Genomic DNA, 13,111 nt, shown 5'->3' with positions numbered 1-13,111 from the left:
CTCAAGCTGCCTGTTTTGCCGTGACGAACGCCGCAAGGCTCGCCACGTTGGTGAAATGGTTGCGGGTGTCCTTGGCGTCGGCATCGATCTTGATGCCGTACTTTTTCTGGATGGCCAGGCCAAGTTCCAGGGCGTCGACCGAATCCAGGCCCAGGCCTTCGCCAAACAGCGTCTGGTCGTCGCCAATATCGTCGACGCTGATGTCTTCGAGGCCCAGGGCGTCGATGATCAGCAGTTTTATCTCACGGTGCAGATCGCTCATCTTCGGCGAGCTCCTTGATAAAAAAATGGTGCAGAAAGTCGTTGAGCTTGCGCGAGGCCTGCGGTGCAGGGCCTTGTGCGGCAAAGGTCTGTGGGTCTATATCGGCCCCGACGCGAAAACTGAAGTGAACACGGCGGCAGGGGATGCGATACCACGGCTCGGCCTTGGTCAGCGTAGTCGGGCTGACCTTGATGATCACCGGGGTGAGAATTTTCGCACCCCGCAGTGCGATGGCCGCCGCGCCCCGATGGAAGGCCGGTGCCTGTCCGGGCTGGGTGCGGGTGCCTTCCGGGAAAATGATCAGGGTCTGTCCGTCTCGCAGCGCATCGGCGGCGGCATCGAGCATGTCCATGCTGCCGTCGTTGCTGATGTATTCGGTGCTGCGCAGCGGGCCACGGGTGAAAGGGTTTTCCCACAGGCTTTTCTTCACCACGCAATTGGCGTGGCGCACCAGACCGATCAGGAACACCACGTCGATCAGCGACGGGTGGTTGGCGATGATCATCTGCCCCGGACGGCCAAGGCGTTCGGCACCCTGGATGTCGTAGGTCAGCACCCCGGTGCGGGCCATGAACCGGACGAAAAACCAGAACAGCCGACTGACGGTCTGCCGCGCCCGCTCCCGATGGGTCTTCGCATCGCCCGGCAGGCAGCCCAGCAGCGGAAACACCAGCAGTCGCAGGCACAGCCCGCCCAGCCCGAACAGGGCGAAGCTGATGGCGGTGGCCAGCAGACGCCAGTAGTAGGCGTCGCGGTTTTTTTCGGTTACGGGTTGCGTTGCCAGGTCCATACACGATTTTTCCAGGCATGTTGGCAAAGGGTTTGCTGGCCGAGCAGGGTTTGCAGCAGATTCAGCGCGTGGGGCCATTGCGCTTTGGACAGTGCTTCGGGGGCGCTGTTCAGGGTCAGCCGCCAGTCGGTACCGGGGGTCAGCAGCAAGCCCACCGCATACGGAAACGGCACGTCATCGATCCATGCCGAATAGGCGGCGGGCGGTTGTTCTTCGGTGATCACCAACAGTACCGCTGGAGCGCCTTCGTCCAGCAGGGCGGCGGCTTCCAGCACGCCGTGCTCGAGGCCGTCGCCCGCTGCTGCGAGGGCGGTCATCTCACTGGTTTCGCCGCGCATGATCGACCACAGGCCGATGATCGCGTTGTGCACGGAGAGGCTGAACTGGGTCGGTGACAGCGGTTGTTCGTTGGCCAGGTCGCTGAGGATGTCGAACGTACGCGGGGTTTCACCGTGGCGGGAGACGAAGACCAGCGGCAGGTTTTCCCGACCGTCGGCCAGTGGCCAGCCGACACTGAAGGCCATCCGCGCCAGGCGGCTGAGACGGCGGCGCTGCATGGCGGGAAGGAACGACACATCGGGCGCGGCATCGCTGCTCGGGAGCACGACCGGCTGTCGGCTCCAGGCTTGCCAGGCGTCCACACTGTCGAGCCCGGGAGCCCAGGCGCGCCATTGGGCGATGTTGAAGTTGATCACGGACATTCATCCCGCCCCTGCGGGCTGTTTTTGACGCGGTTCTGCCAAAGCCACAGAGGTGCTGACCTTGCCGAAAGTGGCGTGGCGCTTGGCGCCGGGTGGCGCGCATTATCCCGGTGCGACGAGTGTGTAGCAAATGCTGGTTACATTTTGCGCGCTGAAATGGACCGAAGGGTACATGGCAAAAAATGTCACTTGGCCATTATCCGGATTGCGACGGGATTGTCTGTCGGGCATATCGGCGGCCAATGGCGGCATTTGCGCCGTGTCCATTGAGATATTTGCGCCTGACCCTGTAGTCCGTGTCCGTGAAGGTAGCGAAGCGGGGCCGGGCACCACTACACTCGGTCATTCTTTGATACACGGAGGTTTTGTCATGCGGCGCGTGGTGTTCAATCAGAAAGGTGGCGTGGGCAAATCCAGCATCGCCTGCAATCTGGCGGCGGTCAGCGCCAGCGAGGGTTATCGCACGCTGTTGGTGGACCTCGATGCCCAGGCCAACTCCACTCAGTATCTGACCGGGCTCACCGGTGACGACATTCCGATGGGCATCGCCGACTTCTTCAAGCAGACCCTGTCCTCGGGCCCGTTCTCCAAGAAGAACAAGGCCGATATCTACGAAACCCCGTTCGACAACCTGCACATCATCACCGCCACGGCGGAACTGGCCGACTTGCAGCCCAAACTCGAAGCCAAGCACAAGATCAACAAGCTGCGGAAGTTGCTCGATGAGTTGAGCGAGGACTACGACCGTATCTACCTGGATACGCCGCCGGCGCTGAACTTTTATGCGGTTTCGGCGTTGATTGCTGCTGATCGGGTGTTGATTCCCTTCGATTGCGACAGCTTTTCCCGTCAGGCCCTGTACGGGCTGATGTCGGAGATCGAAGAGTTGAAGGATGACCACAACGAAGGCCTGGAAGTCGAAGGCATCGTGGTCAACCAGTTCCAGGCCCGGGCCAGTCTGCCGCAGCAGATTCTCGATGAATTGATCGCTGAAGGTTTGCCGGTGCTGCCGGTTTATCTCGCCAGCTCAGTGCGCATGCGCGAATCGCATCAGGCCAGCACGCCGCTGATCCATCTCGACCCGCGACACAAGTTGACTCAGCAGTTCGTCGAACTGCACAACCTGCTCGAAGACGCCTGAAAAAACCAATGTGGGAGCAAGCTCCCACATTTGGAGGGTGTTGTGTCAGATGCCCTGGCTGCGCAGCCACGCCATCAGTTGCGGCAGCGGAAACGCCCCGCTTTGCCGCGCCACCTCACGACCGTTCCTGAACAGAATCAGGCTCGGAATCGAGCGGATCCCCAACTGCGCCGACAACTGCTGATTGGCCTCGCTGTCCAGCTTGGCCAGCCGGCACTTGCCTGCCAATTGCGCAGCGGCTTGCTCGAACACCGGCGCAAACGACTTGCACGGCCCGCACCAGTCCGCCCACACGTCCACCAGTAACGGCAGATCGCCCTTGATCTGGCTGGCGTAGTCGCCTTGCTTGAGTTCGAACGGCTTGTTCAACAGCACCTCTGACTTGCAGCGTCCGCATTTCGGGTGGTCGTTGAGGCGCTCGGCGGGAATGCGGTTGAGGCCGTTGCAGAAGGGGCAGGGGATGAGGAGTGGGTCGGTCATGATCGGCTCGGTTGATTAGGCAGTTCGTAAAACGAATCTGGTGTCATGCGAGGCATTTATCAAGACGAAATCTGACAGCAGTTACCTTCGATAATCGAAGATGTGTCCTACATAAAGTGTCGTTTCAGCTGATTTTGCTCATTTTGCTCGCGGCATAGAGTGACTCCGGGCGTCCTGGCAATTTGCTGGTGACCAAAGCAAGGGGCAAAAATGAGCGGAATAGTTGAGTTGGCTATTGAGCACTGGGGCCACGTCGCACCTGTCCTTAAGCGGCCAGAGTCAGAGGAGGAATACAATTTGCTGGTCGAAGCAGTTAAGGAGCTGAGAGGCATGGCTGGAGCGGACGAGTCACACCCGCTCATGGGTTTGATCGAGATAATAGGCGGCCATCTCGACGCGTATAGCCAATTACATCGATCGTCTTGAGTATTTGGAAGTTGGAAGCAGCCTCACGACGAACAACTGATCTCCAAATGCTTGCCCCACTCCGGCGGCCGTTGCGCGTAGCTTTCCATTCCAGGTTGTTCCTCGAATGGATTGCTCAACACCGCATGCAGTCGGCGAACCTCCGAATAGTCACCCTGTTCCGCCGCATCAATCGCCTTCTGCGCCAGGTAATTGCGCAGGATGTACAGCGGATTCACCGCATGCATCCGCGCGCGGCGTTGTTCCTGATCGGTCGCGCCATCGCGTGCAACACGGTCGACGTAACGCTCGCCCCAGGCGTCGAAGCCTCGGATATCCACAAAGTCATCGCGCAACCGGGCAACAGCCTTATCTGCTGACTCCTCGCCCAGACGACGGAAGAACAGCGTGTAGTCGACGCCACTGTTCTGCATCAATTGCAGCAGTTGCTCCAGCAGTTGCTGGTCCTCGTCCTCGGCCGTGGTGAAGCCCAGACGGCGGCGCATCAGGTCGAGGTAATGGGCCTGGAACAATGGCAGATACAGGCCAAGGGTTTCGCGCAGGGCTTCGACGCTAATGAACGGCGTCAGGGCCTGGGCCAGGGCGCTGAGGTTCCACTGGCCGACGGGCACCTGATTGCTGAACGAGTAGCGGCCCTGATCATCGGAGTGGTTGCAGATGAAGTTCGCGTCGAAGTCGTCGAGGAAGGCGAACGGGCCGAAGTCGAAGGTGATGCCGAGGATCGACATGTTGTCGGTGTTCATCACCCCGTGGCAGAAACCGTAGGCCTGCCACTTGGCGATCAGTTCGGCGTTGCGCTCGACGATTTCGCGGAACATCGCCAGGTACGGTTCCGGCTGTTCCAGGCATTCGGGGAAGTGCATCGCCAGCACGTGTTCGCCGAGCAACTTCTGCTGCTCGGGACGCTTGGTGTAATAGAAATATTCGAAGTGGCCGAAACGCACGTGGCTTGGCGCCAGCCGCAGCACCATCGCGGCGCGTTCCTGTTTCTCACGCCAGACCGGGGTGTCGGAACCGATCACGCACGCGGCGCGTGAGGACGGGATGTTCAGCGCATACAGCGCTTCGGATGCGAGAAATTCACGAATCGACGAACGCAGCACCGCACGACCGTCGCCCATGCGCGAAAACGGTGTCTGTCCGGCACCCTTGAGGTGCAAGTCCCAATGCTCGCCGGCCGCGTTGTAGACCTCGCCCAGCAGCAGCCCGCGACCATCGCCCAGTTGCGGGGTATAGCCGCCGAATTGATGCCCGGAATAGACCATCGCCCGCGGCTCGGCATCGGCCCACAACTTGTGGCCGCCGAACAGTTCAGCGAATTCCTGAGTGTCGGCCGTCGCGGGATCCAGATCCAGCAGCGCCAGGGCCGCCGGGCTGGCGACCACCAGTCGCGGGTTGTCGATCGGTTCAGGCAGCACATGGGCCGAGAACGCGTCGCCCAGGCGGGCGAAGCGGTTGTCGAAGGTCAGTTCGTCGAGGGCTTTCAAGGGCCGGCTCCAGCAGAATGTCCGAGCATTCTGCTGGGATTAGTCGGGTTAGTCGAGTTTGGCGGGCGGCGGCTCTTGCAGCGGTTTTTGCTCGCCGCTGACGGGCGCGATGGTTTTGCTGTCGTCTTCGACCGGCACCAGTTTGTACTCCTGGCCGTGGAGGTTCTTCAGGTAAACCTCCATCTGCCGGAACGAGATGTTGATGTGCTGCTTCTTGAACTCGCGGTTGATGAAGCGGTTGACCTCGTCGATCACCGGGTTGCGGTCACCGAGGTCGCGCACGTGCATGCGCAGTTCGTGGTCGAGGGTGCTTTCGCCGAAGTTGAGGAAGTACACATGCGGCTCGGGTTCCTTCAGCACGCGCGGGTTTTCCCGGGCGGCCTTGAGCAGCAGTTCCTTGACCAGATCCAGATCGGAACCGTAATCCACGCCGAGTTTCAGCGTCACCCGGGTGATGGTGTCGGTCAGCGACCAGTTGATCAGTTGCCCGGTGATGAACGTCTTGTTCGGGACAATGATGTCCTTGCGGTCGAAGTCGGTGATGGTCGTGGCGCGGATGCGGATCTTGCTCACCGTGCCCGACAGGTTGCCGATGGTGATGGTGTCGCCGATCCGCACCGGGCGTTCGAACAGGATCATGATGCCGGAGATGAAGTTCGCGAAGATCTCCTGCATACCGAAACCGAGACCGACCGACAGCGCCGCCACCAACCATTGCAACTTGTCCCAGCTAACCCCGAGGGTCGACAGGGTCGAGACGAAACCGACCCCGGCGATCACATACGACAGCAGCGTCGTGGTTGCGTAGGCACTGCCCTGGGCCAGGTTGAGTTTCGACAGCACGAACACTTCAAGCAGACCCGGCAAGTTGCGTGCGAGCGCAAAGGTGATGCCGATGATGATCAGCGCGCCGAGCATGTCGCCGATGCTGATCGGCACCATGCTCATGTTGGCGCCGGTGCCGCTGGTGTATTCGTAGAGGGTGATGTTGTCGAGGTACGAGAACACCGTGATCAGGTCGGCCCAGACCCAGTACAGCGCGGCGATGAATCCGCCGAGCAGCGCCAGTCGGATCAGGCGCAGGGACTGTTCGTTGACCTTTTCGATGTCCAGGGTCGGTTCTTCGATCACCGCTTCGCCGTCGCCAGCTTCTTTCGCGGCCTGACGTTTGGCCAGGGCCCGCTGGTAAGCCAGACGTCGTGCCGCGACCGCCAGACCACGGACGAAGGTGGCTTCGATCACCAGCCAGAACATCAGCAGGTACAGGGTGTTGATCAAGCGGTCGCTGAGTTTCAGCGCGGTGTAGTAGTAGCCGAAGCACACCGCGACGAACAGGGCGATCGGCAGGAGGGTGAACATCACACCCACGGCCTTGCGGAACAGCGAGGCGTTTTCGTGGGCCGGGCTGCTGATCAGCAGTCGACTGAGCAGCCACCCCATCAGGGCGTAGCAGGTCAGCACCACCGGCATGCCGATGACGTCATCGGCCAGCGCCGCCGGTTGCAGTTCGGCAACCGCCACCACCGCCACAAGTGCCATCACCACCAGACCGAGGCGACGCACCCAGCCCTGAAGGAATTCGACCTGCGGTTTTTCCCAGCGGAAGTGCAGCTCGGCCACACCGCCCGGCGCGAGGATCCGGTAAGCGGTGTAGAACACCAGCCACGCCTGGCCCATTTGCAGCAGGGCCGCACCCATGTTGGCGTTCTGGCCCCGGGCGTCGATCTGCAGCGCCAGCCCGCACAACGCCAGGCCCAGCGCCACCGGCATCGCCAGCAGGATGTTGATCAGAATTGCCTGCGGGGTGTGCCACTGGCTGTCACGTTTGAAGTGACCGATATCCTGGTGGACCTTGTTCAGTCGCGAATACAGCTGTTTGCGGCGCCACAGCAGCGCGCCGATCAGCAGCGCCAGCGGCAGGAACAGCAGCGGGCGCTGAGTGAGGCCGTCGGTCAGTTCGCTCAGGCTCGAGGCCAGCGGCAGGGTGTCGATCTGGCGTTTCAGGCGTTCCGGCACGCCGCGAATCCACTCGTTGTCCAGCGGCTTGTTGCTGGGGATCCAGAACATCTGTTCGTCGAGGGTCGCGCGCAGGCTTTGCGCGGTGCTCAGCAGTTGCTTCTGGTTCAGTTGCAGGGTGATCGACTCGTTGAGCATCGCGCTCAGTTCGCGACTCAGCCGCTCCAGCAGATCGACGCGGGTGTTGGCCAGCTCCAGCAGGCTCTTACGCAGCTGTGGCGTGACTTGCTCCGGCGGCTGGGTGGACAGCAGGTTGTCGACGTAAGTCGCCGGATTGCTCAACTGTTCGCGCTGTTGGTTGATTTCGAACTGGTACAGGCGAATGTCGGCGATCTGATCCGCCAGGTCGCGGTCGACCTTGAGGCGCGGCAGCGCCTGTTTCTGTTTATAGAGAATCTTCGACAGCAGCAGGCTGCCCTTGAGCACGTTGATCTGCTCGTCGAGGGCCGAATCGCTCTGGGTCACACTGTCCAGCTGCTGCTTGGTCTGCAGGTTCTGCTGGGTGAGCTCGTTGAGGCGGTCGGTGCTTTTGAGCAGATAGTCGGAGAGCTTGAGGTTGGCCGCGCTTTCAGTGGCGAGCAGGGTGCTGCTGCCCGACTTCTGAGCCTCGATCGACTGCTGCGTCACGGTTTCCTGAGACAGGGTCAGACGTTTCTGGTTGATCAGGGTTTGCAGTTCCTGGATCTCATGGTCCAGGCGGTCGGACTTTTCCGTGAGCAGGTCATGCTGGCTGTTGCCCAGATCCTGCAACTGGTTGTTGCCAGCGAGTTCCTGACGGCGCAGCGGGATCAGGGCATTGAGCGACGCCAGCTCGGCGTTGAGCAGGTCGCGTTGCTCGGCGCTCAGGGTCTTGCCGCTGTCCTTGCCGGTCTTGAGGATGTTGTTGATCTGCTGGATGCGCGTCTGGCTGCTGGCGATTTCTGCCTGGGCGCGTTCCGGGCGAGTCTGCGCAGTGATGATCAGGCTGTTGGCATCGGCCAAGGCTTTTTGCAGATCGCTTTGCTGGGTCGAGCGCTCGGTGAGTATCTGCTCCAGCTGCTGGATGTTCTCTTTGGTGAAGCGCTGCGCCACTGGCACCACAGGGGTGGCCTTGAGTCGCGTCAGTTCGCGCGCGTTCTCGATGGTCTGCTTCGGCGCGGTGGCCAACTGCTGCTTGAGGTCGCTCAGCTTCTGCTCGTAGTCACGCCGGTTGTTGAGCTGGTTCAGCGTGTTTTGCAGGAGCGTTTGCAGGGCCTTTTTGTCGGCCTCGGGCAGTTTGCTGTCGGTGAGCTTGTCCAGGTTGGCCTGCACGGCGTCGCTGGATGGCGGTTCTGCGGCGTGCAGCGGGCCGACAGTAAGACTCAGGCCCAGCAGGGCCGCGAGGAAAAAGGAGCGCAGGGTAGGCATAGAGACCGGTCAAGCAAGTGAGAGTGGAGGCAGTTTAGAGGAAGAGCCCGGGGCCCGGGCGACTTCCTTCGGGGAATCTGACGCCCACTTTGGCGATCTTGTTCCCGTCCATGACCGCAACCGTCCAGTGGGTGTTGTTCCATTCCACCTGGTCGCCCACGATCGGTGCACCGCCGACTTTCTGGGCAATGAAGTGGCCCAGGGTCATGTCCGGATCGATGCCTTCGGCCGGCAGGCCGTACAGGGCCGCAACCGCTTTGAGCTGGGCGTCTCCTTCGAGTACGAAGTCGCCGAAGAAACGCAGATCGAGGCCCCGTTGCGGTGCCTGGCTGAACAGTTTTCCGAGGGCCGGCAAGTTGTGTTCATGGCCGATAACGCACAGCAAATCATCGACTTCCAGCACCGTACTACCCGACGGATGGAGCAGTTGCTGGCCGCGAAACAGGGCGGCGATGCGGGTGCCTTCGGGCATTTTCAGCTCGCGCAGGGGCGAACCGATGCACCATTTCTCCGCGCCGAGCTTGTAAACGAACAGCTCCCACTCGCTGGTGATGTGCACTTCCAGGGCCGAACGGGAGATCGGCGCAGGCTCCGGCGGCACCGTCACCTTGAGCAGTCTGGCCACCCACGGCAGGCTCGTGCCCTGCACCAGCAGCGACACCAGTACGATGAAGAACGCGAGGTTGAAATACAGCTGCGCATTCGGCAGCCCGGCCATCAGCGGGAACACCGCCAGAATGATCGGTACCGCGCCGCGCAGGCCGACCCAGGAAATGAACGCCTTTTCGCGACCATGGAAAGCCTTGAACGGCAGCAACCCGACCACCACCGACAGCGGCCGTGCGAACAGAATCATCCACAGCGCCAGGCCCAGAGCAGGCAGGGCGATCGGCAGCAAGTCGTGCGGAGTAACCAGCAAGCCCAGCACCAGGAACATGCCGATCTGCGCCAGCCACGCCATGCCGTCGAGCATGTGCAGGATGCCGTGGCGGCTGCGCACCGGACGGTTGCCGATCACCAGGCCGCACAGGTAAACGGCAAGGAAGCCGCTGCCGTGCAGGGCGTTGGTCAGGGCGAACACCACCAGACCACCGGCGATTACCAGGATCGGATAGAGGCCGGTGGCGAGGTTGATCCGGTTGACCAGTTGCAGCATCAGCCAGCCGCCGCCGAGGCCGATCACGCCACCGATGCCGAACTCGCGGATCAGGTGGGTCAACAGGCTCCAGTGCAGGCCGGTCTGGCCGCTGGCGAGCATGTCGATCAGGGTCACGGTGAGGAACACCGCCATCGGGTCGTTGCTGCCGGACTCGATTTCCAGGCTGGCGGTCACCCGTTCGTTCAGGCCCTTGCCGCCGAGCAGCGAGAACACCGCTGCGGCGTCCGTCGAGCCGACGATGGCGCCAATCAACAGGCCTTGAATCAGGTTCAGGTCGAACAGCCACGCAGCGGCCATGCCGGTGAGACCGGTTGTTATAAGGACGCCGACGGTGGCCAGCGACAAGGCCGGCCACAAGGCCACGCGGAAACTGGACACTCGGGTGCGCAAACCGCCGTCGAGGAGGATCACCGCCAGAGCGAGGTTGCCGACCAGATAGGCCGTCGGGTAGTTATCGAAAATGATGCCGCCGCCATCGACCCCGGCAGTCATGCCGACTGCGAGGATAATCACCAGAATCGGGATGCCGAGACGCGACGAAAGGGAACTGACAAGAATGCTCGCACCTACCAGCAACGCGCCGATCAAGAACAGGCTGTTGATGGTCGTCGCATTCAAAGGCAGTACTCCAGAAGCGGAAAGACGGGCACAAACTGACCATGCAGTCTGCGTGCCAGCGATTCTAACCTGTTGAAATGTGATGCTGTCAAAAAGCTTTTTGCGCGGAGTGCAAGATCGTTCCCACGGGCGTGGGAACGATCAGTCATGCGGAAGGTTACAGGCTGAACCGCCCAACCATATTGTTCAGATCCAGCGCCAAACGCGACAGCTCGTTGCTCGCCGCACTGGTCTGATTCGCGCCGGTCGCCGATTGCACCGACAGATCGCGAATGTTCACCAGATTGCGATCCACTTCCCGCGCTACTTGCGCCTGTTCTTCGGCAGCGCTGGCGATTACCAGGTTGCGCTCGTTGATTTCGACGATGGCCGTGTTGATGGTGTCCAGCGACATACCCGCGCCACGGGCGATGTTCAGGGTCGATTCGGCGCGCTCGGTGCTGTTGCGCATCGAATCCACGGCGTGCTCGGTGCCGCTCTGGATGCTGCCGATCATGCGCTCGATTTCGCTGGTCGACTGCTGGGTGCGGTGCGCCAGGGCACGGACTTCGTCGGCCACCACGGCAAAACCGCGACCGGCTTCTCCGGCGCGGGCCGCTTCAATGGCAGCGTTCAGTGCCAGCAGGTTGGTCTGGTCAGCCAGGCCGCGGATCACGTCCAGCACCTTGCCGATGTCACGGGATTCGTTGGCCAGATCACCGATCAGGGTCGCGGTGCTCTGCACGTCGGCGCTCATGCGCTCGATGGCGCTGACGGTTTCCTGCACCAGATCGCGGCCGTCGCCGGCGGAGGTGGTGGCGTTCTTCGAGGCTTCCGAGGTGCTGACGGCGTTGCGTGCGACTTCTTCAACCGCACTGGTCATCTCGTTGACTGCGGTGGCAGCCTGTTCGATTTCGTTGTTTTGCTGGGTCAGGCCACGGGCGCTTTCGTCGGTGACGCTGTTCAGCTCTTCGGCGGCGGAGGCCAGTTGGGTGGCCGAGCCGGAAATCCGCTGCAGGGTGTCGCGCAGCTTCGATTGCATCTTGGCCATGGCGGCCAGCAGGCGACCGGCTTCGTCGGTGCCGTCAACGTGGATCGGCTGGGTCAGGTTGCCTTCGGCGATGGTTTCCGCCGCATCCAGCGCTTTGGAAATCGGCTTGGTGATGCTCAGGGTCAGCAGCCAGGCGAAGAGGAAGGTCAGGCCGGTCGCGATCACCAGCAGCGTCACCACCAGACTGAAAGCCGAAGAAAACTGCTCGGCGGCTTGCTGGTTGGTGGTGCTGATCTGCTCACCGTTGATTTGCATCAGACGGTTGAGCACCGAGTTCATCGCTTCGGAGTTGTCGAGCAACTGGGTGTTCAGCAGGTTGCGCAGCTCATCCACCTGATTGTTGCGCGACAGGGTTTTCATCCGGTCTTCGATCTGGCGGTATTGACCCAGCAACTGCACGTATTGGTCATAGGCCGCACGTTCGGCCGGGCTGCCGATCAACGGCTCGTAATCGGTCTGGGCCTTGCGGATCTGCTGGTTGCGCATCTCCAGCAGTTCGATGGTTTTCTGCTGGATGTCCGGCTCGCGGTTCACCAGCAAACGGTACGACAGCACCCGCAGACGCAGGGTCAGCTGAGTGAACTCGTCGAGGTTCTTGATGCTCGGCACGCTGGTGGTGGTGATGTTTTCGGCGGCGCCGCGGATCTTGCTCATCTGGTTCAGGGCGAACACACCGAGAATGAGCATCAGGCCGCCGATCAGGGCGAAACCGGTGAACGCCCGGGGGGCGATATTCATATTGCGAAGGGACATGGGGCGTATACCAGGAAGGGCCGCATCCATGCGGGCTGAGACTGCTGTTGGATGACTTATCGGTCATACGACTAAAGTCTTGAGCCGATGCGCGTATTTGTCGCACTGAAGGCCGGGCGACGAAGTGCAGGAACCAGATCGGCAGATCACAGTCTCTAACACTCGCAGGAACGGTCGGCCACCAGGAAAATCAAGGCCTTGCGCCGGTTTAACCCTGGCATCCACGACGACTTTTCTTTATCGTACGCGCCCTTTGAAAATGCCCTGGAAGATCAAAATGTTGGAAGCATCCCTCAGCCAATTGGAACAGCTCGTCAGCGACCTGGTGCAACAGAACCAGACCCTCTCGGAAACCAACCAGACCCTGTCCACGGAACTGGCCCAGGCCAAGGATGAAAACGAAAGCCTGCAACTGAGCCTGATGGAACAGGAAGAAAAGCACGGCGCCACCGCCGCACGCATCCAGGCCCTGGTTGATCGCGTCAACGCAGGTCCTGTCAGCGCATGAACCACGGCACAGCAGGGGTAAAAGTCGTCTCCATCATGGGGGAGGACTATTCGATCAAGGCACCGGCCGGGGAAGAACAGACCCTGCTGGACGCCGCATTGATGCTCAAGGCCGCACTGGCCGACACCAAACGCAAATACCCGACGCTGATCGGCGACCGCCTGCTGGTGCTGGCGGCGATGAATCTGTGCTCGCAGCAGATTGAAATGAAGAAGCAGCACCAGCAGGAACTCGAGCGTTACCAAGAGCAAGTCAGCGCCACGGTCGAGACCATCGCCAAGACCATCAATCAGGGTTGATGGGTTGCGCACAACCAAAGAGTAAGATTGTCGATTGCGTTGTATACAATCGGCA

At 61.1% G+C, this 13,111-nt stretch carries 11 protein-coding genes; 3 read left to right on the top strand and 8 right to left on the bottom strand.

The features are described from left to right. Nucleotide 1: 1 nt before the first annotated feature. The 3 genes from AC1RME_RS11805 to AC1RME_RS11795 are packed head-to-tail and all read right to left on the bottom strand — an operon-like array spanning nucleotide 2 to nucleotide 1,753. The gene (locus AC1RME_RS11805; RefSeq protein WP_085711082.1) at nucleotides 2-262 is read right to left on the bottom strand and encodes a phosphopantetheine-binding protein; all 261 of its coding nucleotides are present in this window, start codon (nucleotides 260-262) and stop codon (nucleotides 2-4) included. Then, nucleotides 243-1,052 (bottom strand): lysophospholipid acyltransferase family protein, encoded by an 810-nt coding sequence (locus tag AC1RME_RS11800; protein WP_096819893.1) that lies wholly within the window; start codon nucleotides 1,050-1,052, stop codon nucleotides 243-245. Before AC1RME_RS11800 ends, AC1RME_RS11805 begins: the two co-directional genes overlap by 20 nt. After that, nucleotides 1,028-1,753, bottom strand: coding sequence for a beta-ketoacyl synthase chain length factor (locus AC1RME_RS11795; RefSeq protein WP_096819892.1), 726 nt, complete (start codon nucleotides 1,751-1,753; stop codon nucleotides 1,028-1,030). Before AC1RME_RS11795 ends, AC1RME_RS11800 begins: the two co-directional genes overlap by 25 nt. 370 nt (nucleotides 1,754-2,123) lie before the next feature. Here AC1RME_RS11795 and AC1RME_RS11790 point away from each other — a divergent pair, with 370 nt between their 5' ends. Then, entirely contained in the window at nucleotides 2,124-2,894 is a 771-nt protein-coding gene (locus tag AC1RME_RS11790; protein WP_096819891.1) for a ParA family protein, read from the top strand. Between the two features lie 45 nt (nucleotides 2,895-2,939). Here AC1RME_RS11790 and trxC read toward each other — a convergent pair whose 3' ends face one another. From trxC to AC1RME_RS11765, 5 genes are all read right to left on the bottom strand, one after another. Further along, nucleotides 2,940-3,374 (bottom strand): thioredoxin TrxC, encoded by a 435-nt coding sequence (gene trxC / locus AC1RME_RS11785; protein WP_096819890.1) that lies wholly within the window; start codon nucleotides 3,372-3,374, stop codon nucleotides 2,940-2,942. A gap of 449 nt (nucleotides 3,375-3,823) precedes the next feature. Beyond that, nucleotides 3,824-5,287, bottom strand: a complete 1,464-nt coding sequence (gene selO / locus AC1RME_RS11780; RefSeq protein ID WP_096819888.1) for a protein adenylyltransferase SelO — start codon at nucleotides 5,285-5,287, stop codon at nucleotides 3,824-3,826. 48 nt (nucleotides 5,288-5,335) lie between these two features. Continuing rightward, nucleotides 5,336-8,689 (bottom strand): mechanosensitive channel MscK, encoded by a 3,354-nt coding sequence (gene mscK, locus AC1RME_RS11775; protein ID WP_493091258.1) that lies wholly within the window; start codon nucleotides 8,687-8,689, stop codon nucleotides 5,336-5,338. Between the two features lie 34 nt (nucleotides 8,690-8,723). Beyond that, nucleotides 8,724-10,466 (bottom strand): potassium/proton antiporter, encoded by a 1,743-nt coding sequence (locus AC1RME_RS11770; RefSeq protein ID WP_096819886.1) that lies wholly within the window; start codon nucleotides 10,464-10,466, stop codon nucleotides 8,724-8,726. A gap of 157 nt (nucleotides 10,467-10,623) precedes the next feature. After that, the gene (locus tag AC1RME_RS11765) at nucleotides 10,624-12,249 is read right to left on the bottom strand and encodes a methyl-accepting chemotaxis protein (RefSeq protein WP_493091256.1); all 1,626 of its coding nucleotides are present in this window, start codon (nucleotides 12,247-12,249) and stop codon (nucleotides 10,624-10,626) included. 277 nt (nucleotides 12,250-12,526) lie between these two features. On the opposite strand from AC1RME_RS11765, the gene AC1RME_RS11760 reads away from it, so the two are divergent. Then, nucleotides 12,527-12,757, top strand: coding sequence for a hypothetical protein (locus tag AC1RME_RS11760; protein WP_007952320.1), 231 nt, complete (start codon nucleotides 12,527-12,529; stop codon nucleotides 12,755-12,757). After that, nucleotides 12,754-13,056 (top strand): cell division protein ZapA, encoded by a 303-nt coding sequence (locus AC1RME_RS11755; protein WP_096819884.1) that lies wholly within the window; start codon nucleotides 12,754-12,756, stop codon nucleotides 13,054-13,056. Before AC1RME_RS11760 ends, AC1RME_RS11755 begins: the two co-directional genes overlap by 4 nt. Nucleotides 13,057-13,111: the final 55 nt, after the last annotated feature.

The sequence above is a fragment of the Pseudomonas sp. GW822-FHT03F08 genome (assembly GCF_058801265.1).
Note: the sequence above shows the minus strand (reverse complement) of the source record. Positions and strands in the feature narration are given on the sequence as shown.

Bases quoted from the DNA above. Each gene is read 5' to 3' on its own strand.
- AC1RME_RS11800 (WP_096819893.1), bottom strand. From the start codon at position 1,052: ATGGACCTGGCAACGCAACCCGTAACCGAAAAAAACCGCGACGCCTAC.
- AC1RME_RS11790 (WP_096819891.1), top strand. From the start codon at position 2,124: ATGCGGCGCGTGGTGTTCAATCAGAAAGGTGGCGTGGGCAAATCCAGC.
- AC1RME_RS11760 (WP_007952320.1), top strand. From the start codon at position 12,527: ATGTTGGAAGCATCCCTCAGCCAATTGGAACAGCTCGTCAGCGACCTG.
- AC1RME_RS11765 (WP_493091256.1), bottom strand. From the start codon at position 12,249: ATGTCCCTTCGCAATATGAATATCGCCCCCCGGGCGTTCACCGGTTTC.
- trxC (WP_096819890.1), bottom strand. From the start codon at position 3,374: ATGACCGACCCACTCCTCATCCCCTGCCCCTTCTGCAACGGCCTCAAC.
- mscK (WP_493091258.1), bottom strand. From the start codon at position 8,689: ATGCCTACCCTGCGCTCCTTTTTCCTCGCGGCCCTGCTGGGCCTGAGT.
- AC1RME_RS11805 (WP_085711082.1), bottom strand. From the start codon at position 262: ATGAGCGATCTGCACCGTGAGATAAAACTGCTGATCATCGACGCCCTG.
- AC1RME_RS11795 (WP_096819892.1), bottom strand. From the start codon at position 1,753: ATGTCCGTGATCAACTTCAACATCGCCCAATGGCGCGCCTGGGCTCCC.
- AC1RME_RS11755 (WP_096819884.1), top strand. From the start codon at position 12,754: ATGAACCACGGCACAGCAGGGGTAAAAGTCGTCTCCATCATGGGGGAG.